The sequence below is a fragment of the Nonomuraea sp. NPDC002799 genome (assembly GCF_053592075.1).
The window spans coordinates 1-19,154 of sequence record NZ_JBSFVA010000027.1 but is presented as its reverse complement, the minus strand read 5'-3'; the positions used below and the strand labels follow the sequence as shown (position 1 = coordinate 19,154).

Here is a 19,154-nt window from a genome sequence, read left to right as displayed (position 1 = left end):
TGCACTCGAAGAAGCTAGCACCGTGGATATAGTAGGTACCTAGGGGAAAGTGACTACCCGAGGGGATCCCGTTGACCGACACCGCACCCGCAGATTCCGTGCTGGCCTGCCCGATCGCCCCGGTCGTCGACATCGTGTTCAGCCGGTGGACGACGCCGATCCTGTGGACGCTCAACGAGTTCGGCCGCCAGCGCTTCGTGGAGCTGGAGCGCCGCATCCAGACGATCACGCCCAAGGTGCTGACCCAGCGGCTGCGGCAGCTGGAGCGCGACGGCCTCGTCGTGCGCACCTACCATCCGGAGGTGCCGCCCCGCGTGGAGTATGAGATCAGCGAGCTCGGGCTGACCCTGGCGCCGCTGTTCGCCACGCTCGCGCTGTGGTCACAGGCGAATCTCGGCAAGGTCGAGCGGGCCAGGGAGCACTACGACAACGTCTGAGCGCGCAGCAGGACGGGGCCGAACAGGCCGGTGCGGCGCTGGCCGGGGAAGACGAAGTGCGTCGGGCTGACCTCGTCGAGATAGGGCCCGAGCGTCCCGAGCACGAGGATCTCCACCGTGTTGGCGCCCTCGTCCAGCTCGACGTCGAACGCGTACGGTGAGCACACCCGGATGCCGCACGCCCGCCCGTTCACCGTCACCTCCGCCGTGCCCCTGACCCGGCCCAGGTCGAGCAGGCCCGGCCCGGCGCCGGCCGTGACGGTGGTGCGGTAGCGCACGCCGCCGCTGTAGCCGGCCAGGCCGCGCTCCTCCCAGTCCCCGAGCCGCATCCGGCCGGGCCCGCAGGTGAACCGGACGGGCCCGGCGAACGCCGCTCCCCCCTGCGCGCCCGGCACCGTCGTCACGCACACCTCGGCGCCGCCCTCCCCGAGCTCGGCGCGCACCTCGGCGGAGCCGGTCGCGTGCACCTCGATGCCGGTTGCGCCGGGAGGCGGATCCAGCAGGAAACGCTCGGTCCGCGGGCGGGCGCCGGGCACCGCGAAGGTCGCGGGCAGCGCGACCGGCCGGCCGTCGAGCCAGTCCGCCCCCGGCAGCGGATGCGGGCGGGGCCGCAGGTACAGGGCGGGCGGGTCGCCGTGCTGACGGCGGCGCACCTGGGGCCGGGGCGACCAGCCGGGCCCGGAGACGGCCAGGCCGTCCACCAGCACCCAGCCGCCGGTCTCGATCCTGATCGTGTTCTCGCCCGGGCGCAGCAGAGGGGCCACCTCGTAGCGGCGCACCCGGGGGATGTCCGCCTCGGCGTACGGGTCGAAGCCGCCCTGCCTGCCCACCTCCTCGCCGTTGACGAGCACCCGGCACGAGGCCGTCGAGGCCACCTGGAGCAGCTCATGCGGCTCCGCCGCGAGGACGGTGGTCTCCAGCGGGGACCCGGCGATCCACTCGGGGCGGACGCCGTCGGCCGGGTCGGCCACCAGGCAGGCGTAGGCCCGCAGGTCGAGCTCCTCATCCGGCACGAGCAGCAGTTCGAGCAGGTGCTCGCCGGGCGCGACGGGCGCGCGGCCGACGGCCGCGTAACCGGCGTCGTCGAGCGCCTGCTCGACGCCGTCGAGCCACACCGTCTTCGCCGCCCCGGCTCCGACGGCCAGCCAGGCGTCCTGGCCGGGCGGCACGGTCACCAGGGCGCGGAAGCGGGCCTCGCCGCCCGCCGGGATCCGGCCGAACGCCAGGAACTCGGCCGGCACGTGCCCCTTGGGCCCGAGCGTGTCGCGGTGGACCGGGTCCTTGCGCAGGCCACGGGAGTCCGACCAGACCGAGGGCGTCCACGGGCCGTCGCCGGCCCGCTGCTCTCCTCGCGGCCCGAACGTCACGTCCACCGGCTCCCCGTCCGGCGTCCGCAACGTCCAGCATTCGACGTCCGCGACGCTCCCGAAGTCGGACCAGGTGTCGTCCAGGGTGGGGACCAGCTCGACGTCCCACGTGTCCCCGAGGTCGATCCCGGCGGGGTACGCGGGCCGCGGCGGCTCGGGCTCGGCCGGGGTGCCGTCGAACACCAGCAGCGCGGCCGGCCCGTCGTCGAACGGCACCACGACCTCGACGGTGTCGCCGTCACGCGTGTGCGGCAACGCCCGCGGCTCGCCGCCGTCGAAGAGGCGGGCCAGCAGTGGCGTGCCGGAGACGCCTCTGACGGTGATCCGCATGTCGCGGGCGTACCTGGCGGGGTCGAAGTCGATGTCGGCGTCCAGCCAGCCGAGGTCCACGCCGCGCTCCTCGGGCCGCCCGACGCCGATCCTGCTCGCCATGGGGGAGGCCGCGGTCAGGAAGAGCAGCGTGGTGTCCCCGGCCTCGCGCACCAGCGCGGGCACCGGCGCCTCGACCCGCCGGGGCAGATCGGCCAGCGCCTCGCCGAGACCGGCGGCGGATTCGACGTGGCGGGCCAGGCCGCGCAGCGCGTCGGGGACCGCGCCGACGGCGACGAGCAATCCGCCGTCCGCGGCGAACGCGCCGAGCCGGGCGGCCACGTCCTCGTCGACGTCGGTGACGGCGGGCAGGATGATCGCGCGGTAGGCCTCGGTGGAGACCGTCAGCCGCCCGTCCGCGACGGCCGCGCGCCGCACGGAGTCGTCGTCGATCACGTCGGCGTCCAGGCAGAGCCGGTCGAGCGCGCCGGGCACGGTGGCGAACCACGCCATGTCGCCGACGATCTCGCGGTAGACCTCCTGCGCCCGCGTGGCGCGCGCGTCCACCCCGTCCAGGCCGGTGCCCGCCTGGGCGGTGGCGGTGGGCAGCAGGACGGCGACGTCGCAGGCGTGGCGGCCCTGGGAGAGCACGGCGCACAGCCGGGTGACGGCGTCGGCGAAGACGCGGTGGTGCCGCCAGTACGGCTGGCGCCAGTCCGTGGACGGCGGCGCCCACTCCCACCAGCCGCGCCTGGTCGTGTAGTAGACGGCGTGCGGGTTGTAGAGCGTCGCCCCGGCGCGGAGCCAGGGCAGCAGCCAGTCGAAGGTCTCCTCCAGGGTGCCGCCCCAGCCGCTGGAGTGGAAGGCCTCGATCCACGTGCGCGGCCGGCCGTACAGGTGGGCCAGCGAGGCGTGCAGGCGGGCGTCGCCGTGATGGTCCGACCCCGGCGCGGTGAACCAGCGGTGCGTGCGCGCGTAGTCGGCGTAGAGCTGCACGCCTTCGACCGGGTGCCCGGCGCGGGCGGGGTCCTGCTGGTCGCAGCCGTTGATCAGGCCGTGCCGCTCGTGCCAGCGCGCCAGCGGCCGGAAGAACGCCTCCTCGGCCAGCTCGGCCCGGGTCCTTTGGTACGCCTGCCAGTCCGGCGCCTCCAGCGAGAACGGCTCGCCGCGCCTGGCCAGGTGCTCCTCGGCGAAGCGGGCGGACCAGGTGGGCAGGGTGGGCAGCTCGTCCTGGAACGACCCGGCGATCACCCGGCCGAACCAGTGCCCCACCCGCCGCTCGAACTCGCCGTGCACCCGGTCGAGCAGCACCGCGCACGCCTCGGCCGACAGGTAGTCGAAGCCGCGCGAGGAGAGCGTCCCGTCGGCGGCCAGCCACTGGCCGGCGAACTCCGGCCGCTCCACCACCAGGCGCGCCTGCAGGTCGGCGCCGGAGAAGCCGAGCTGGTCGTAGAACCACAGGTGGGCGCCCAGCTCGAAGGCGTCGGCGCACACGCCGTCGAGCAGCTCCCACCACGCCTCGGACAGGAACGGCGGGTCGTCGGCGTCGGCGCCGTACATCGGCCCCGAGGGCGCGAGGTTCAGGATGACGAGGTTGCGCACGCCGCCGGCGACCAGGCGTTCCATCTGCCAGCGCAGCCGGTCCCGGCGCAGCGGCTCGCCGCTCCACCACCAGATGGCCGCCGGGGAGTACTCCGGGGGCGGCTCCTTGAGCAGGTCGAGGACGTTCATCCCTTGAGCCCGCTCGCGAAGCCCTTGATGACGTAGCGCTGCAGCACCAGGAAGACCAGCACGATCGGCAGCGCGCCCAGGACCAGACCGGCGAAGACGAGGCCGTGCTGGGAGACGTACTGCCCGACGTAGGCGAAGACGCTGACCGGGACGGTCTCGAAGCCGGAGCCGCCGAGGTAGACCAGCGGGGTGAAGAAGTCGTTCCAGATGAAGACGGCGTTGAGGATCAGCACCGTGCCGGTGATGGGCCGCAGCAGCGGGAAGACGACGCGGGTGAAGGCGATCAGATGCGAGGCGCCGTCGATCTGGGCGGCGCTGGCGTAGTCCTGGGGCAGCGCCCGGATGAAGCCGGTGTAGAGGAAGACGGTGAACGGGAGCTGGATGCCGGTGTAGAAGAGGATCATGCCGGCGTGCGTGCCGATCAGCCCGAGGTCGGTCACCAGCTCGAAGAGCGGGATCATGCCGAGCTGGAACGGCAGCACGATGCCCAGCAGGAACAGCACGTACAGGCCGTAGCCGAGGCGGGTCTGCACCCGGGCCAGGAAGTAGGCGGCGAACGAGCCGAGCGCGATCAGCGCGACCAGGCTGACCACGGTGATCACCGTGCTGTTGATCAGGGACGGGCCGAGCGCCGCGGCCGTCCAGGCGTTGCCGAAGTTGTCGAACGTGGGCGGACTGGGCAGGGCCAGCGGCGACTGGCTGATCTGCCCCGGGTCCTTCAGCGAGAGCGTGATCAGGGTGTAGACGGGGAACAGGAACGCCACCGCCACCGCCACCATGACGATTTCCAGCAGGAAGGTCTTCTTCACGCGGTCACCTCCCGGCTGCGCAGGTAGTAGACCTGGACGAGGGAGACGGCGGCCACGAAGAGCGCGAGCACCAGGGCGATGGCGGTGCTGTAGCCGTACTTGCCGAACACGAACGCCTGCTTGTAGAGCACTGTGGACAGGGTCTCCGTGGCGTAGCCGGGGCCGCCGTTCGTGGCGGCGAAGATCTGGTCGAAGAGCTTGAGCCCGCCGATCGTGGAGAGCATCAGGTTGATGGTGACGGCGGGGGCGAGCAGCGGCCAGGTGACGTAGCGGAAGCGCTGCCAGGTGCCCGCGCCGTCGATCATGGCGGCCTCGTGCAGCTCCTTGGGCACCCCTTCGAGCCCGGCCAGGAAGATGACCATGGAGTATCCGGCGTACTGCCAGACGACCATGCCGGCGATCGACCACAGCGCCACCGACGGGTCGCCGAGCCAGTCCACCTCCAGGCCGAGCAGGCCGTTCAGCCCCGAGGACGGGTCGGGGTTGTAGATGTACTTCCACAGGAACGCGACCATGACCGGGCTGACCACCACCGGCGCGAAGAAGACCACGCGGAGCAGCGCCCGGCTCTTCAGCTTCGCGTTCACCCCGAGGGCCAGCAGCAGGCCGACGCCGTTCTGGACGACCACGGTCGCCACGGTGAGCAGCAGCGTGTTGCCGATCGAGCCCATGGCCTGGTCGTCGCCGAACAGGGTGCGGAAGTTGGCCAGGCCCACGAAGGACATGTCCTCGCCGATCCCGCTCCAGTCGGTGAACGCGTAGAACACGCCGCTGATGGCCGGATAGAGCACCACCAGCGCGTACACCACCAGCGCGGGCGCGGCGAACAACCAGGGCGGGGTGACGGCGTTGAAACGCCGCCGGCCGGCCCTGACGGGCCGGCGTCGGGAAACGGTCAGAGGGGTCACTTCTGGTATGCCTCGTCCATCTTCTTCAGCGCGTCGTCGATCGTGGACGTGCCGGCCAGCAACTCCTGGATCACCGCGAGGTGCACGGGCTGCACCTCGGCGTTGGGCCACTTCTGGTCCATGAACGGCACCGCCCGGTCCTTGGTGAACGGGAGGAACGACTGCACGGCGGGGTCGATCGTGGAGGAGGCGTCCTGCGTGAGCGGGATGGCGGCGATGGCCTTGGCCCAGGAGTTGATGTTCTCCTGCTTGCCGAGGAACTCGACGAACGCCTTGGCCTCCTCGGCGTTCTTGCCCTTGGCGCCGGCGCCGAGCCCGACGACCACACCGGCCGGGATCCACACCGAGGCGGCGTCGTCGGCGCCGGGCACGGGGAACATCGACAGGTCGTCGGGCGAGGAGGAGGCCTTGCGGAAGTCCGGCAGGACGGCCGACACCTGGACGGCCATGGCGGCCTTGCCGGTGGCCACCATCGAGGTCTGCTGCTCGAACGTGGTGCCGTTCGGCTTGTCGTTGAAGAAGCCGCGCTTCTGCAGCTCCAGGTACATCTCCATGGCCTGGCGCCAGCCGGACTGGGCGAAGCTGGTCTGCCCGGCGAGCTGCTTGTCGTCGAAGGTCGGGTCCTTGACGTAGACGGTCGAGGGCACCAGCGCGTACGTGATGAGCTGGGTGACCCACGGCGTCTGGGCGCCCAGGGCGATCGGCACGACGCCGGACTTCTTCAGCTTGTCGCAGACCGCGAGGAACTCGGTCCACGTGGTCGGCGGCGCCTCGATGCCCGCCTTCTCGAAGACCTTCTTGTTGTAGATGGCGCCGATGACCGTCGAGCCGGCGGAGTACATGTACGTCTTGCCGTCGAGCTGGTAGGCGGGCTTGAACCCCTCGGGAATGGTCTGCGCCCAGGGCTGGGCCGACAGGTCCGCCAGCAGCCCGGCCTTGGCGATCTGCGACATGGACATCGCGCTGCCGTTGCCCGGGTACACCACGTGCAGGTCGGGGGCGTTGCCGCCGCCGATCTGGGTGCGCACGGAGGTCTGCACCTGATCGGTGGGCGCGTAGGACGCGTTGATCCGCACCGCGGGCTTGACCTTCTGGTAGGCGGCCAGCAGCTCGTCCATCGGCAGCTTCTGGTCGGCCACGCCGATGAACTTCAGCTCGGTCGCGGCCTTGCCGCCGCCACCCGTGGTGGCGGTCGTCTCGGGCCTGGTGGAGCAGGCGGTGGCGGCCGCGGCCACGGCCAGGCCGCCCATCATCCGCAGGAACTGGCCGCGGCTCACTTTGGCGTTGCGCAGCAGGTCGGTCATGCTGTTTCTCCTAGGATGGCTATCCCCCGATAGATCAATGCGAACGTTTTAATGATGGTGCTGCGAAAGCGGCCGGGGAGCCCGCGAAGGCGCTCCACGGGCCGGGAGGTGGCGAGCGGGGCAGGGCGAAGAGCGCGGCGCAGGTCGTGCGACCGGACGGATCCCATACCCCACCTCCAATGACGAGATTGTTAAATTAACAGCCACACCTGTTAAAACTGATGGATGTCGGGAGAGTATGAGTCCCCCAAGTTGGGTGTCAAGAGTAGGGTGCCCAACTCTGCGAAAGGGTGGAGACCCAGCGTGAACGCCCCCCAGCCCACCACCAGCAGGTCGGCGCGATGGCACGGCATGGCCGAGCACATCGTGCGCCAGGGCTCCGCCTCCGTGAGCGAGCTCGCCGAGAGCTTCGGCGTGAGTGTGATGACCGTCCACCGCGACCTCGACGAGCTGGAGCGTCAGGGCATGGTGCGCAAGGTCCGCGGCGGCGCCACCGCCCAGGCCAGCAACGTGTGGGAGAGCAACATCGCCTACCGGCTCAAGGCCCACACGGCGGAGAAGGACGCCATCGCGCGCACGGTGGCGGGGCTGATCGAGCCGGGCAGCTCGGTCATGCTCGACGACTCGACGACCGCGCTGGCCGTGGCCAGGCACCTGATCGAGATGGCCCCGATGACCGTGGTGACCAATTTCCTGGAGGCGATCAGGCTGCTGGCCGGCCGCTCCGACATCAGGCTCATCGCCCTGGGCGGCGAATATCACGCCACCCACGACTCCTTCCTCGGGCTGGGCTGCGTCGACGCGGTGGAGGCGGTGAGCACGGACGTGGTCGTGGTCTCGACCTCGGCCATCTCCGACACCTACGCCTTTCATCAGGAGCAGGAGATCGTGCTGGTCAAGCGGGCGATGTTACGGTCCGGAGCACTGCGGATCCTGGCCGTGGACGGCTCCAAGCTGGCCAGGGTGGCGCTGCACCGGGTGGCTCCGATCGACGACTTCGACGTGATCGTGGTGGACGCCAACGCCCCGGCCGATCTGCTGCAGCGGCTCCGCGACCACCATGACAACGTTCAGGTCGCCCAGTTGTAACGCGGATTTGCGTTATTTGTAACTTCCATCTTGTTAAGAAGCTCGTCCGCTTGCTACAAAGTGAGGGCTCTCGCCCCCAAGCTGAGGACGCAGCATGCACCCTCCCACGCGCCGATCCTTCCTCGGGTTCGGCAGCGCCGCGCTCACCTTGGCCTTCACCACCGGCCTGGCTGATCCGCGGACCGCCCAGGCCAGTGTGAAAGGCGACTACCCCTTCCAGCTCGGCGTCGCCTCCGGCGATCCGCTGCCCGACCGGGTGATTTTATGGACGCGGCTGGCGGTCGCGCCGCTGGAGCCGCTCGGCGGACTGCCGTACAACAAGATCAAGGTTGACTGGGAGATCGCCGAGGACGAGGCGTTCACCCGGCGCACCCGGCACGGCTCCGCCTGGGCCACCCCCGAGTACGGCCACTCCGTCCACGTGGACGCCAAGGGCCTGCGGCCGGGCCGCGAATACTTCTACCGCTTCCGCACCGGCGGCCAGATCAGCCCGGTCGGCCGCACCAAGACCGCGCCCGCCTTCGACAGCAGCCCCGACTCGCTGCGCATGGCCTTCGCCTCCTGCGCACTGTGGCAGGAGGGCTACTACAGCGCCTACCGCCACCTCGCCGAGGAGGAGCCCGACGTGGTCTTCCACCTCGGGGACTACATCTACGAGTACGGCATCGTGCCGACGGGCGGCCTGCGCAACACGCCCGTGCCCGAGCAGTTCCGCGTGCAGTGCGACACCCTCGACCGCTACCGCATCCAGTACGGCCTCTACAAGAGCGACCCCGACCTGCAGGCCGCGCACCACCGGGCGCCGTGGATCGTCACCTGGGACGACCACGAGGTGCTGGACAACTGGGCGGGCTCGTACGGCCCGGGCGGCGACGTGACCGAGCAGGACTACATGGTCATCCGCGCCAACGCCTTCCGCGCCTTCTGGGAGAACATGCCCGTCCGGGTGCCGGCCGTGGAAGGCCCGGACGCGCGCATCTACCGCAGGTTCGCCTTCGGCGACCTCGCCGAGTTCAGCGTGCTCGACGCCCGGCAGTACCGCGACGACCAGGTCTGCGGCGACGGCCAGCAGGTGGACTGCGCCGACCGCCTCGATCCCGCCCGGCAGATGCTCGGCGCCGAGCAGGAGAAGTGGCTGCTCGACGGCCTGGGCGCGTCCCGCGCCAAGTGGAACGTGCTCGCCCAGCAGGTCGCCATGATCCAGCTCGACTACGATCCCGGCCCCGCGCAGCGGCTCAGCATGGACCTCTGGGACGGCTACAAGGCCGCCAAGGACCGCCTGCTGAACGGCATGGTCGAGCGCGAGGTGAGCAACCCGGTGGTGCTGACCGGCGACATCCACTACAACCTGGCCGGCGAGCTGAAGACGAACTTCGACGACCCGGCCTCGCCCACGATCGGCGTCGAGCTCGTCGGCACCTCCGTCAGCAGCGGCGGCAACGGCAACCCCAACACGGGGGTGCCGCCCGGCGGCAGCGACGCGACCAACCCGCACCTGAAGTTCTCCAGCTACCAGCGCGGCTACGTCTCCTGCGAGATCACCAGGAGCCAGTGGCGGGCCGACTTCAAGGTCGTCCCCTACGTGGACCGGCCCGGCGCGCCGGTCTCCACCAGGGCCAGTCTGGTCACCCTCGACGGCGCCCCCGGCCTGCACGCGCTCTAGGAAGGCATGATCATGCGTCATCTCACCGCAGCGCTCGCCCTCGCCGCCACGCTCACCACCACCGCCGCCGCCTGGAACCCCGCCTCGGCGGCGCCCGCCAAGGGCGCGCCCGTCCCGGTGGCCGGCGCCGACCGGCTCGTCGCCCCGCTCGGGGTGGACCCCGCCTGCCCCGCCAAGATCATCGTCGGCATGCGCAACGACACCGGGAAGGCCCAGTACGCCACCATGCAGGTGGAGGTCGACCAGCCGCTGACCGCCTCCCGCCCGATGGTGTCCAGCTACCTGCCGCCCGGCTACCGGCTCGGCGCGAAACTGCTGGTCGCCGTGCCACCCGGCACCGCGGAAGGCGAGTACGGCCTGCGCCTGCGCACCCCCGCCGCGACGCTGGCCGTGCCGGTCGACGTCGTGTCCGTCGACCGGCTCGACAACGGCGGCAACCTCGCGCTGCGCCGCCCGGTCACCGCCTCCTCCCAGCACGTCAACGCCAACTACCCGGCCTGCAGCATCGCCGACGGCGACCGCTCCTCCAACGGCTGGGCCGGCGGCAACGGCTGGAACGACGCCACCTCCAAGACCTGGCCGGACACCGTGGCCGTCGCGCTGGGCGAGGCCAAGCAGGTGTCGCGGGTGGACCTGTACACCATGGACACCGAGCGCTATCCCGCCTCGTCGGCCGGGCTGCGCGACTGGGACGTCCAGGCGCAGGTGGGCGGCCAGTGGCAAACGGTCGCGCAGGTGCGCGGCAACACCGCGGGCAACGTCCGCTCGGACTTCGCGCCGGTCACCGCGGACGCCGTCCGCATCGTCGCGCTGGCCTCGAACGGCGCCAACGACTACACCCGCATCATCGAGGTCGAAGTCCGCTCATAGAAGGGAAAAGCAATTGAGCACGCTCACTCGCATCACGCCGCCCCGGGTCAAGGTGGGGCTGGTCGCCGGCGGGCTCGGGGCGTACTGGCCGCAGTTCCCCGGCCTGCTCCCCCAGCTCCAGCGCTCAGCCGACCGGGTGTCCGAGCGGATGCGAGGGCTCGACGCGGAGATCGTGGACGTCGGATTCATCTCCGACGCCCAGGAGGGCGCCGCGGCGGCCGAGAAGTTGCGGGCCGCCGGTTGTGATCTGATCGTCGGGTTCCTGACGACGTACATGACGGCGACCATGCTCGCGCCGATCGCGCAGCGCAGCGGCGCACCCGTGTTGCTGATCAACCTGCAGCCGACGGAGTCGATGGACCACGCCACCTTCGACACCGGCCAGTGGCTGGCCTACTGCGGCGCGTGCCCGCTGCCGGAGATGGCCAACACGTTCACCCGCCTCGGCATCCCGTTCCGCTCGGTCTCGGGCTACCTGGAGGACGAGCGGGCGTGGCGGAAGATCGGCGGCTGGGTGCGGGCGGCGGGCGTGCGCGCCGCCCTGCGCCGGGGCCGGCACGGCCTGATGGGCCACCTCTATCCCGGCATGCTGGACGTGGCCACCGACCTCACGCTGGTCAGCGCGAACTTCGGCGGCCACGTGGAGGTGCTGGAGTTCGACGACCTGCGGGTGCGCGTGGAGAAGGTCACCGACGCCGAGGCCGCCGAGCGGGTCGAGCTGGCGCGCGAGGTGTTCGAGCTGGCCGACACGGTCAACGAGGAGGACCTGGCCTGGGCGGCCCGCGTGTCGGCCGGCCTGGACCGGCTGGTCGAGGAGTTCGAGCTGGACAGCCTCGCGTACTACCATCGCGGGCTGGACGGCGAGATCCACGAGCGGCTCGGCGCGGGCATGATCCTCGGCGCGTCCCTGCTCACCGCCCGCGGCATCCCGGCCGCCGGCGAGTACGAGCTGCGCACCAGCCTGGCCATGCTCGTCATGGACCGCCTCGGCGCGGGCGGTTCCTTCACCGAGTTGCAGGCGCTCGACTTCCGCCGCGGCCACGTCGAGATGGGCCACGACGGCCCCGCCCACCTCGCCATCAGCGCGCGCAAGCCGCTGCTGCGCGGGCTCGGCGTCTATCACGGCAAGCGCGGGTGGGGGGTGTCGGTCGAGTTCGACGTCAAGCGGGGCCCGGTCACGGCGTTCGGGCTGCGGCAGGCGCGTGACGGCCGGTACGGGTTCGTCGTGTCGGAGGGCGAGGTCGTGGAGGGGCCGCTGCTGCGGATCGGCAACACCACCTCGCGGGTGGACTTCGGCTGCGACCCGGGCGAGTGGACCGACGCCTGGAGCGCCACCGGCATCTCGCACCACTGGGCGCTCGGCACCGGCCACCGCGCGGCCGACCTGCGCGCGACCGCCGACCTGCTGGGCGTGGAGGTCACGCACGTCCAGCCCTAGCGCCCCTGGCTCCGGCGTGGCCGCCGCCGAGGATGGTCGCGGCGTTCGCGCCGCGCCTTCCGCCAGGCGCTCGGTCCGCGTCCGGGTCAGCCGGTGCGGCGGGATCGGGCCAGGACCAGCCCGCCGATGACCATGGCGATCAGCCCGATCACCAGGGCCACATAGCCTCCGACTATGCCGTAGCCGGTGCCGGGGCCACCCTCGGCGGCGGCCACGACCAGCCCGCCGACGACCGCGCCGGCCAGCCCCGACACCAGGGCCACGACGGCTCCTCTCCTTCCGGTGCCGGCGCCGATGCGGCCGGCGGAGCGGGCCAGGGCCAGCCCGCCGACGACCGCGCCGGCCAGCCCCAGCAGCGCGGCCACCACGGACCAGAGACGCCCGGCGGTCAAGCCGTAGGCGCTGACGGGGTCCGGCTCGGCCAGGACGTGCGCGGCCGCCGGCGCGGCGAGCCCGGAGACCACGATCAGGGCGGCAGCCGCAGCGGCGAGCAGGGGGCGGACGGACATGAGGTGCTCCTTCTCCTACGACGGGACATCGCCTCATCCTGTCCGCCGGACCCACCCTCGGTCGTCCGGCGGACGCGGGCAATTCGCACTGCCATCGCCGCCGCACCCGGCTACCGCGCATGCCGCAGAATCCGGGCGGGTACCGCGGGTGCGGTAGCCGGCCGCTCATCCGTGCGCAGGAGTCGCCCGCGCGAACATCCGGTTAGGGTGCGCGCATGAGGACACGACGGTTCGGTCTCCGGGCCGGTGTCACCGACTGGGCGATAGCCGTCGGCGTGGCGGCGGCGCTGCTGACCACCGGGCTGTCCGGGCAACGGTCCGCCACCTACCTCGACCTGTTCGCCCTCGCGCTGCTGACGGCCGGCGGCCTGGTGCTGGCCGCGCGCCGCCGGGCTCCGGTTCCCGTCCTGGCCGTCACCGGGCTGTGCGCGGTGGGGTATCAGGCGGCCGGTTCGGACGTGCCCGCCGTCGCGTACCTGTTCGCGGTGTACGCCGCCGTACGGGCGGGACACCGCGTCATCACGGTGGCGGTGAGCGTGATCATGCTGGCCGCGCTCCCTTTCGCGGCCCTGGCCTCGGGCCTGCACGACACGGGCGAGGCGTTCGCGCAGGCCCGCGGCGCCCTTGAGCTGGCCTGGCTGATCGCGGCCGGCGCGGCGGGTGAGGCGCTGCGGCAGGCCGAGCGGCGGGCGGCGGAAGCCGAGCGCACCCGCGAGGAGAGCGCGCGGCGCCGCGCCGACGAGGAGCGGCTGCGGATCGCGCGGGAGCTGCACGATTCGCTCACCCACCAGATCTCGATCATCAAGGTGCAGGCCGAGGTCGCCGTGCACGTGGCCCGCAGGCGTGGCGAACAGGTGCCGGAGGCCCTGCTGGCGATCCAGGAGGCCGGACGTGAGGCGACCCGGGAGTTACGCGCGACCCTGGAGGCGCTGCGCGATGACGACCCGGCCCCGCCGCGTGGGCTCGACCACGTCGCGGAGCTGGTGGACCGGGCCAGTGCCATCGGTCTGGACGCGACGCTGACGTTCGAGGGGCAACGGCACGACGTGCCGGCCGCGGTGAGCCGGACCGTCTACCGGATCGTTCAGGAGTCGCTCACCAACATCGCCCGGCACGCCGCCGCCACGACCGCGTCGGTCCTGATCGCCTACCGTCCCGGCGCCCTCGTGATACGCGTCGATGACGACGGCACGGCCGTACCGGACACCGTCCCGGTGCCCGGCGTCGGGCTGCTCGGGATGCGCGAACGCGTCACCGCCCTCGGCGGTCGCCTGCGCGCGGAGCCGCGCGGCGAGGGCGGCTTCACCGTCGAGGCCGAACTCCCGGTGGACCGGACGCCGTGATCCGGGTCCTGCTGGTCGACGACCAGCCGCTCCTGCGCAGCGGATTCCGCGCGCTGCTCGACCTCGAAGACGACATCGAGGTGGTGGCCGAGGCCGGCGACGGGCTGCGGGGCCTGGCTCTGGCCAGGCAGCATCTGCCCGACGTCGCTCTCATCGACATCCAGATGCCGGTCGTGGACGGCATCGAGGTCACCCGGCGCATCGCCGCGGACCCGGCCCTGGCCGGGGTGCACGTCGTCATCCTGACCAACTACGGCATGGACGAATACGTCTTCAACGCGCTGCGCGCCGGCGCGGCCGGCTTCCTCGTCAAAGACATCGTGCCCGAAGACTTCCTGCACGCCGTACGGGTGGCCGCGCGCGGTGACGCGCTGCTCGCCCCGTCCATCACCCGCAGGTTGATCAACCGGTACGTCACTCAGCCGCTCACCACCGGCACCGGGCTGAGAGAGCTGACCCACCGCGAACGCGAGGCCGTCGCCCTGGTCGCGCACGGCCTGTCCAACGACCAGATCGCCGGCCGCATGGTGATCAGCCCGTTGACCGCGAAAACCCACGTCAACCGGGCCATGGCCAAGCTCGGCGCCCGCGACCGCGCCCAGCTCGTGGTCCTCGCCTACGAATCCGGCCTGGTGACCCCGGGCGGCTCCTGACATCCCCTTGACGTTCCCGGTTGGTCCATCGCCGAAGGCTAATACATCAAACCTATTTGATGTATTATCGCGTTGTGTCCTCGGCTGCCGTCGCCCCGGCCTTCCTGCGACTGGCCGCCCACCCCTTGCGGTGGCGGCTGCTGACCGAGCTGGCCGCGAGCGACTATCGCGTTCGGGAGCTGGTGGCACTGGTCGGCCAGCCGCAGAACCTCGTCTCCTACCACCTGCGGCTGCTGCGGAGCGGCGGGCTGGTCACCGCGCGCCGCAGTACCTTCGACGCCCGCGACAGCTACTACCACCTGGACCTGGAAGGCTGCGCCCACGCACTGGCCGCCGCCGGCGCCGCCCTGCACCCCGCACTCCGCCCCGACCCGGCCGCCCCGCACCCCGCGTTCCGCCCCGACCCGGCCCCGCACCCCACACCCCACTCCGACCCGGCCCCGCATCCCGCACCCCACCTCGACCCGGCCCTTCCGCCGCCGCCGCCGTTCACACCGGCGTCCGGGCGGGGGCCCGTCGTGTTGTTCACCTGCACGGGCAACAGCGCCCGCTCACCGATCGCCGAGGCTTTGCTCCGCCGGCGCGGCGGCGGCCACGTCGAGGTGACCAGCGCAGGCAGTCACCCCCGGCAGGAGCTCCATCCGCAGGCCGTACGGATCCTGCGCGAGCGCTACGGCATCGACCTGGCGGGCCGCCGTCCGCGGCACCTGGACGCCGTGGCCGGCCGCCGGTTCGACTACGTGATCAGCCTGTGCGACAAGGTACGCGAGGTCCGCCCCGACTTCGCCGGCCATCCCCGGCGTCTGCACTGGAGCATCCCCGACCCGGCCGGCCACACCGAGGGGGGCGGCCACCCCGCCTTCGCCCGCACCGTGGAAGAGATCGACACCCGCATCCGCTACCTGCTGCCTGTCCTCACGCCACAGGAGGTCCCGCCATGACCACACCCGACCAGCTCGCCGGCGTCCGCTATCTCGTCGACGACGTGGCCGCCGCCGTCGACTTCTACACCACCCATCTCGGCTTCACCCTGCGCGTCAACGCCGCGCCCGCCTTCGCCGACGTGATCCGCGGGCCGCTGCGGCTGCTGCTGTCCGGACCGGCCAGCTCCGGCGCCCGCGCCACCCCTCAGGGCACCACCGCCGGGCGCAACCGCATCCACCTCATCGTCGGTGACCTCGACGCGGAGATCCACCGGCTCCGCAGCGCCGGGCTGTCGTCCTTCTCCAGCGACGTGGTCGCCGGTCCCGGCGGACGCCAGATCCTGCTCACCGACCCCGCCGGCAACCTCATCGAGCTGTTCGAGCCCGCGCACGCTCCGGCCCGGACCTGATCAGGTAGCCCCCGGGGATCTGCGGCCCCTTTCCGGACCGAGGCCGCGTGTCAGGAGGGCAGGAGAGTACGACGAGCTGGTACGCCGCCGCGGCTGGGTCGGCGACGCCCGCTTCCTTGACCTGATGGGCGCCACCAACCTGATCCCCGGCCCCAACTCCACCGAACTGGCCATCCACCTGGGCTTCGACCGCGCCCGCCGGCGCGGTCTGCTGGCCGCCGGGGTGTGCTTCATCCTCCCGGCCGCACTCATCGTCACCGCGCCGGCGTGGGCGTACGTCACCTACGGCAGCACGCCCGCGGCCGAGGGCCTGCTGTACGGCATCGTCCCGGTGGTGATCGCGATCATCGCCCATGCCCTGTCCGGCCTGCTGCGCCGCCCGCCGCGCCAGGGCGCCGGCCTGCGAGGGCGCTCGGCGCCCTGCTGCTCATGCTCGGCGGCTCCCCCGTCTTCCCCGACCCCGCTGACCACGGCCATCGCCGTCATCGCCCTGGGACTGCTGTGGAGGACCAGGATCAACAACGCCTGGCTCACCGCCGGCGGACTGCTCCACAGCCTGCTCACCTGAACCCGGCAAGGTGGGAGACGGTCCACATGGCCCTGCGTAGTAGATTCGTTGTCCATGCAGGGATCCGCGATGAAGATCAGAATCGGCACCCGGGATGACGTGGACGCTGTGCTGGAGTTCTGGCGGCTGGCCGCCGAGGGCACCGACCGGCACGACTCGACCGGCGCGATAGCCGCGCTGTTGGACCGCGACCCCGAGGCCTTGCTGATAGCGGAGTGCGGCGGCGAGATCACGGGGACCGTCATCGTCGGCTGGGACGGCTGGCGAGCCCACCTGTACCGCCTTGCCGTCAACCCGTCCCATCGCCGCAAGGGTATCGCCACCGCGCTGCTGGCGAAGGCAGAGGCCCGCTTCACCGGCTTCGGCGCCTTCCGGGCCGATGCCATGGTCCTGCACGACAACACACTCGCCCACTCGGCCTGGAAGGCCGCCGGCTACGCCCCTCAACCGCAGTGGTCCCGCTGGGTCAAGCCGCTTCCGGCCCGAACAGGCGATCCAGGCGATATTAGATGATCTTGGTGGCGGCCTCGTGGCTGCGCTGCCGGCCGAGGACGCTGGAGGTCAGGCCGTTGGCGAGCGCCAGCAGGCCGGCGACTCAGGTACGCGGGTCACGATCGGGGGCGATGTCCCCGGCCTGCTGCGCGGCGGTCAGCCGTACGGTGAGGAACCGAGGCGGACCTGACCCTGCCTGAGCGCCACCGCCGCAACGTGGGCGGCACCGCCGAGCAGTCCAGACAGCGCATCGGCCAGGTGAGCGACCTCGCCGCCGAGTCGGGCCTGACCTACCGGCTGGACCTGGCCCGCCCGGTGAACAGCTTCGACGCCCACCGCCTGATGCACCACGCCGAGCGCAACGGCCGGGGTGAGCAGGTGCGCGAGGCGCTGATGCACGCCTACACCGCCGAGGGCGTGATCCTCTCCGACCTTGCGGCGCTGGCGCGCATCGCCGGCGAGAACGGCCTGGACTCCGACGAGGTCCTGTCGATGCTGAAGGGCACCGCCTGCGCCGACGCCGTACGCGCCGACGAGGACCTGGCCCGCGAGCTCGGCGTCAGCGGCGTGCCCACCTTCGCCTTCGGGGGGCGCTTCGCCGTGGCCGGCGCCCAGCCGGTCGAAGTGTTCACCGACCCGCTCCGTCAGGGGTGGCGGGACTCGGCGATCGCCGGAGGATAGGTCGTCGCAGAACGAGCAGCATCACCGGGTGAGTCCGCAGAGGTGACACCATCCACCGGCCTGTCCCGACCATGGCCGCCATGCCCGCCAGCTATGGACAACGACCATGTCACCGGCCGTGCACGCCCTGCTCTGTCATCTCAACCGGGCGCGCGACACGCCCGGGAAGTCGCCATTAAAGGGCAAGGGTGGCGTCACGGTCCGACATGGTGCCGTGTGTCGCATTGGCTCCCTCGGCTCCGGCGCGCGACAGTGGTGCTCCCCTCTGCGCCACCACCCACACCGCCCATCTGTCGTGAGCGTGTTCTGCCACGACCGGCATCCGTTCACGACCCATCACCTGCCCCGCAGGCCGTCCGATCCCTGCTCAGCAGGCCGTACCCGATCTCTGCTCAGCAGATCGCAGCCCGATCGCCTGCTCCGCCGCAGGCCGCAGCCCAACGACACACCGACGGCGCCCGCGCGCCCATGCACAAGAAAGCCATGCGCCACCACCATGACCAAGAGGGACCGGATCCGGAAGACGCGCGGTGCGCCGCGGAGACTGACGCTGAGCGTGCCGCAGATCGCGGGGAGCGCGCTCGCCGCGATCACCGCCGCGGTCGCGGCCTCCTACCTCGGTGTGGCGGGCACGGTGATCGGCGCCGCCGTGATGAGCTTCGCCACCACGGTGGCCACCGACATCTACACGCACTACCTCAGGCGCACCAGCGCCAAGGTGAAGCAGCACACGACCATCGCCCGGCGCGGCCGTCCGGGCGCAGCCGACGCAGGGCCCAGGATGCCGGCCGGCGCACCGGCGCGGCCGTTCCGGCGGGGGCTGCCGTGGGCCAAGCTGAGTGTGGCCGCCGCGCTGGCGTTCACCGTCAGCATGAGCGGCATCCTGACCTACCAGGTGATCGTCGACCAGACCGTGGCCGACCAGGTCACGGGCAGGAGCCTGAAGCGGGCCGCGCCAGAGAAGACGCGGGCCAGGAAGGACAGGCACGTCGAGCCCGCCGCGGCGCAGGCGCCCTTCCGGCGGCCGGCCGTCGGAACGGCGCCGTCCGGCCAGGCCGCCTCACCCACGCCCGCAGGCTCACCGGCTGCCAGGACCACTCCCCCGCCGACCCCCACCCCGACGCCGACATCGGCTGAAACGGGCGCGCCTGAGAGCTCCGCGACTCCGTCCCCCAAGGCGACCCCGGAGGAAACAGGCGTGTCCCCCTCGTCGCACGGGGCGCAACCCGCCGTCTCACCGGCCGCCCGCGACCCCCAAGCCGGGCAGAGCGGTCTCTGCGCGGCAGGACCGAGCTGGCCGCGCCATCCCGCCGGCCTGCTCTGCGCGCTCGAACGTCGCATGTCAGGCGCGACGCCCCGGCCGCCGACGTCCTAGCGGCGGCCGGTGCCGCCGGGACCCTGGACGGCTCCATTACCCGCCCGCATCCGTCTCAACGCCGCACCGGGCCGCCGGACTCGCGCGGCCGGCCTGCCGGCGGGTCGGTGATCCGGAGGGTGACCTTGTCCCCGGGCCGGGCGTTCGGTGTCCGGCCACTGTCCGGCGGCACCCGGTGTGATTAGTACTCCAGCCGCACTTCCCTGAAGTAGGTGTGCCTGGGCATGCCTGGGACGACCCAGGGCCACCTGGGTCTGTCGGGGTAGATCCTGGGT

Annotated in this window: 18 protein-coding genes; 13 read left to right on the top strand and 5 right to left on the bottom strand. The window is 71.9% G+C overall.

The window, feature by feature from the left end:
• Positions 1 to 71: 71 nt before the first annotated feature.
• A complete protein-coding gene (locus ACWD0F_RS36190) occupies positions 72 to 437 on the top strand; it encodes a winged helix-turn-helix transcriptional regulator (RefSeq protein ID WP_449884106.1) in 366 nt (121 codons plus the stop codon).
• Here the strand turns inward: ACWD0F_RS36190 and ACWD0F_RS36185 are convergent.
• Genes ACWD0F_RS36185 through ACWD0F_RS36170 form a run of 4 tightly spaced genes read right to left on the bottom strand, consistent with a single transcriptional unit; the run spans position 422 to position 6,865 of the window.
• Entirely contained in the window at positions 422 to 3,844 is a 3,423-nt protein-coding gene (locus ACWD0F_RS36185; RefSeq protein ID WP_449884104.1) for a hypothetical protein, read from the bottom strand. The two genes, ACWD0F_RS36190 and ACWD0F_RS36185, sit on opposite strands and share 16 nt — an antisense overlap.
• Entirely contained in the window at positions 3,841 to 4,653 is an 813-nt protein-coding gene (locus tag ACWD0F_RS36180) for a carbohydrate ABC transporter permease (protein WP_449884101.1), read from the bottom strand. The genes ACWD0F_RS36185 and ACWD0F_RS36180 overlap by 4 nt, the downstream gene beginning before the upstream one ends.
• A complete protein-coding gene (locus ACWD0F_RS36175; protein ID WP_449884098.1) occupies positions 4,650 to 5,561 on the bottom strand; it encodes a carbohydrate ABC transporter permease in 912 nt (303 codons plus the stop codon). Before ACWD0F_RS36175 ends, ACWD0F_RS36180 begins: the two co-directional genes overlap by 4 nt.
• The gene (locus ACWD0F_RS36170; protein ID WP_449884095.1) at positions 5,558 to 6,865 is read right to left on the bottom strand and encodes an extracellular solute-binding protein; all 1,308 of its coding nucleotides are present in this window, start codon (positions 6,863 to 6,865) and stop codon (positions 5,558 to 5,560) included. The genes ACWD0F_RS36175 and ACWD0F_RS36170 overlap by 4 nt, the downstream gene beginning before the upstream one ends.
• A 303-nt stretch (positions 6,866 to 7,168) precedes the next feature.
• On the opposite strand from ACWD0F_RS36170, the gene ACWD0F_RS36165 reads away from it, so the two are divergent.
• The 4 genes from ACWD0F_RS36165 (at position 7,169) to ACWD0F_RS36150 (ending at position 11,925) form a co-directional block, all read left to right on the top strand.
• Entirely contained in the window at positions 7,169 to 7,954 is a 786-nt protein-coding gene (locus tag ACWD0F_RS36165; RefSeq protein ID WP_449884093.1) for a DeoR/GlpR family DNA-binding transcription regulator, read from the top strand.
• 94 nt (positions 7,955 to 8,048) lie between these two features.
• Complete coding sequence (locus ACWD0F_RS36160) at positions 8,049 to 9,617, top strand: alkaline phosphatase D family protein (RefSeq protein ID WP_449884091.1); 1,569 nt, start codon at positions 8,049 to 8,051, stop codon at positions 9,615 to 9,617.
• A 12-nt stretch (positions 9,618 to 9,629) separates the two neighbouring features.
• Positions 9,630 to 10,487 carry a discoidin domain-containing protein gene (locus ACWD0F_RS36155; protein ID WP_449884088.1) on the top strand — a complete coding sequence of 286 codons (858 nt, stop codon included), beginning with the start codon at positions 9,630 to 9,632 and terminating at the stop codon, positions 10,485 to 10,487.
• A 13-nt stretch (positions 10,488 to 10,500) separates the two neighbouring features.
• Positions 10,501 to 11,925 (top strand): arabinose isomerase, encoded by a 1,425-nt coding sequence (locus ACWD0F_RS36150; RefSeq protein WP_449884086.1) that lies wholly within the window; start codon positions 10,501 to 10,503, stop codon positions 11,923 to 11,925.
• A gap of 86 nt (positions 11,926 to 12,011) precedes the next feature.
• On the opposite strand, the gene ACWD0F_RS36145 is transcribed toward ACWD0F_RS36150, so the two are convergent.
• The gene (locus ACWD0F_RS36145) at positions 12,012 to 12,434 is read right to left on the bottom strand and encodes a DUF6223 family protein (RefSeq protein ID WP_449884083.1); all 423 of its coding nucleotides are present in this window, start codon (positions 12,432 to 12,434) and stop codon (positions 12,012 to 12,014) included.
• Positions 12,435 to 12,649: 215 nt separating this feature from the next.
• On the opposite strand from ACWD0F_RS36145, the gene ACWD0F_RS36140 reads away from it, so the two are divergent.
• The 8 genes from ACWD0F_RS36140 (at position 12,650) to ACWD0F_RS36105 (ending at position 18,879) form a co-directional block, all read left to right on the top strand.
• Entirely contained in the window at positions 12,650 to 13,777 is a 1,128-nt protein-coding gene (locus tag ACWD0F_RS36140) for a sensor histidine kinase (protein ID WP_449884080.1), read from the top strand.
• A complete protein-coding gene (locus tag ACWD0F_RS36135; RefSeq protein ID WP_449884077.1) occupies positions 13,774 to 14,430 on the top strand; it encodes a response regulator in 657 nt (218 codons plus the stop codon). Before ACWD0F_RS36140 ends, ACWD0F_RS36135 begins: the two co-directional genes overlap by 4 nt.
• 74 nt (positions 14,431 to 14,504) lie before the next feature.
• Positions 14,505 to 15,371 carry an arsenate reductase/protein-tyrosine-phosphatase family protein gene (locus ACWD0F_RS36130; RefSeq protein ID WP_449884074.1) on the top strand — a complete coding sequence of 289 codons (867 nt, stop codon included), beginning with the start codon at positions 14,505 to 14,507 and terminating at the stop codon, positions 15,369 to 15,371.
• Positions 15,368 to 15,763 (top strand): VOC family protein, encoded by a 396-nt coding sequence (locus tag ACWD0F_RS36125; RefSeq protein ID WP_449884072.1) that lies wholly within the window; start codon positions 15,368 to 15,370, stop codon positions 15,761 to 15,763. Before ACWD0F_RS36130 ends, ACWD0F_RS36125 begins: the two co-directional genes overlap by 4 nt.
• 19 nt (positions 15,764 to 15,782) lie before the next feature.
• Positions 15,783 to 16,331, top strand: coding sequence for a chromate transporter (locus ACWD0F_RS36120; RefSeq protein WP_449884433.1), 549 nt, complete (start codon positions 15,783 to 15,785; stop codon positions 16,329 to 16,331).
• Between the two features lie 69 nt (positions 16,332 to 16,400).
• A complete protein-coding gene (locus ACWD0F_RS36115) occupies positions 16,401 to 16,844 on the top strand; it encodes a GNAT family N-acetyltransferase (protein ID WP_449884069.1) in 444 nt (147 codons plus the stop codon).
• 195 nt (positions 16,845 to 17,039) lie between these two features.
• Positions 17,040 to 17,504, top strand: coding sequence for a DsbA family oxidoreductase (locus ACWD0F_RS36110; protein WP_449884067.1), 465 nt, complete (start codon positions 17,040 to 17,042; stop codon positions 17,502 to 17,504).
• 496 nt (positions 17,505 to 18,000) lie between these two features.
• A complete protein-coding gene (locus ACWD0F_RS36105) occupies positions 18,001 to 18,879 on the top strand; it encodes a hypothetical protein (protein WP_449884064.1) in 879 nt (292 codons plus the stop codon).
• Positions 18,880 to 19,154 lie beyond the last annotated feature (275 nt).

Excerpts from the sequence above, each read along its gene's own strand:
- ACWD0F_RS36185 (WP_449884104.1), bottom strand. The coding sequence starts at position 3,844 with ATGAACGTCCTCGACCTGCTCAAGGAGCCGCCCCCGGAGTACTCCCCG.
- ACWD0F_RS36170 (WP_449884095.1), bottom strand. The coding sequence starts at position 6,865 with ATGACCGACCTGCTGCGCAACGCCAAAGTGAGCCGCGGCCAGTTCCTG.
- ACWD0F_RS36160 (WP_449884091.1), top strand. The coding sequence starts at position 8,049 with ATGCACCCTCCCACGCGCCGATCCTTCCTCGGGTTCGGCAGCGCCGCG.
- ACWD0F_RS36155 (WP_449884088.1), top strand. The coding sequence starts at position 9,630 with ATGCGTCATCTCACCGCAGCGCTCGCCCTCGCCGCCACGCTCACCACC.
- ACWD0F_RS36145 (WP_449884083.1), bottom strand. The coding sequence starts at position 12,434 with ATGTCCGTCCGCCCCCTGCTCGCCGCTGCGGCTGCCGCCCTGATCGTG.
- ACWD0F_RS36140 (WP_449884080.1), top strand. The coding sequence starts at position 12,650 with ATGAGGACACGACGGTTCGGTCTCCGGGCCGGTGTCACCGACTGGGCG.
- ACWD0F_RS36125 (WP_449884072.1), top strand. The coding sequence starts at position 15,368 with ATGACCACACCCGACCAGCTCGCCGGCGTCCGCTATCTCGTCGACGAC.
- ACWD0F_RS36115 (WP_449884069.1), top strand. The coding sequence starts at position 16,401 with ATGAAGATCAGAATCGGCACCCGGGATGACGTGGACGCTGTGCTGGAG.
- ACWD0F_RS36105 (WP_449884064.1), top strand. The coding sequence starts at position 18,001 with ATGACCAAGAGGGACCGGATCCGGAAGACGCGCGGTGCGCCGCGGAGA.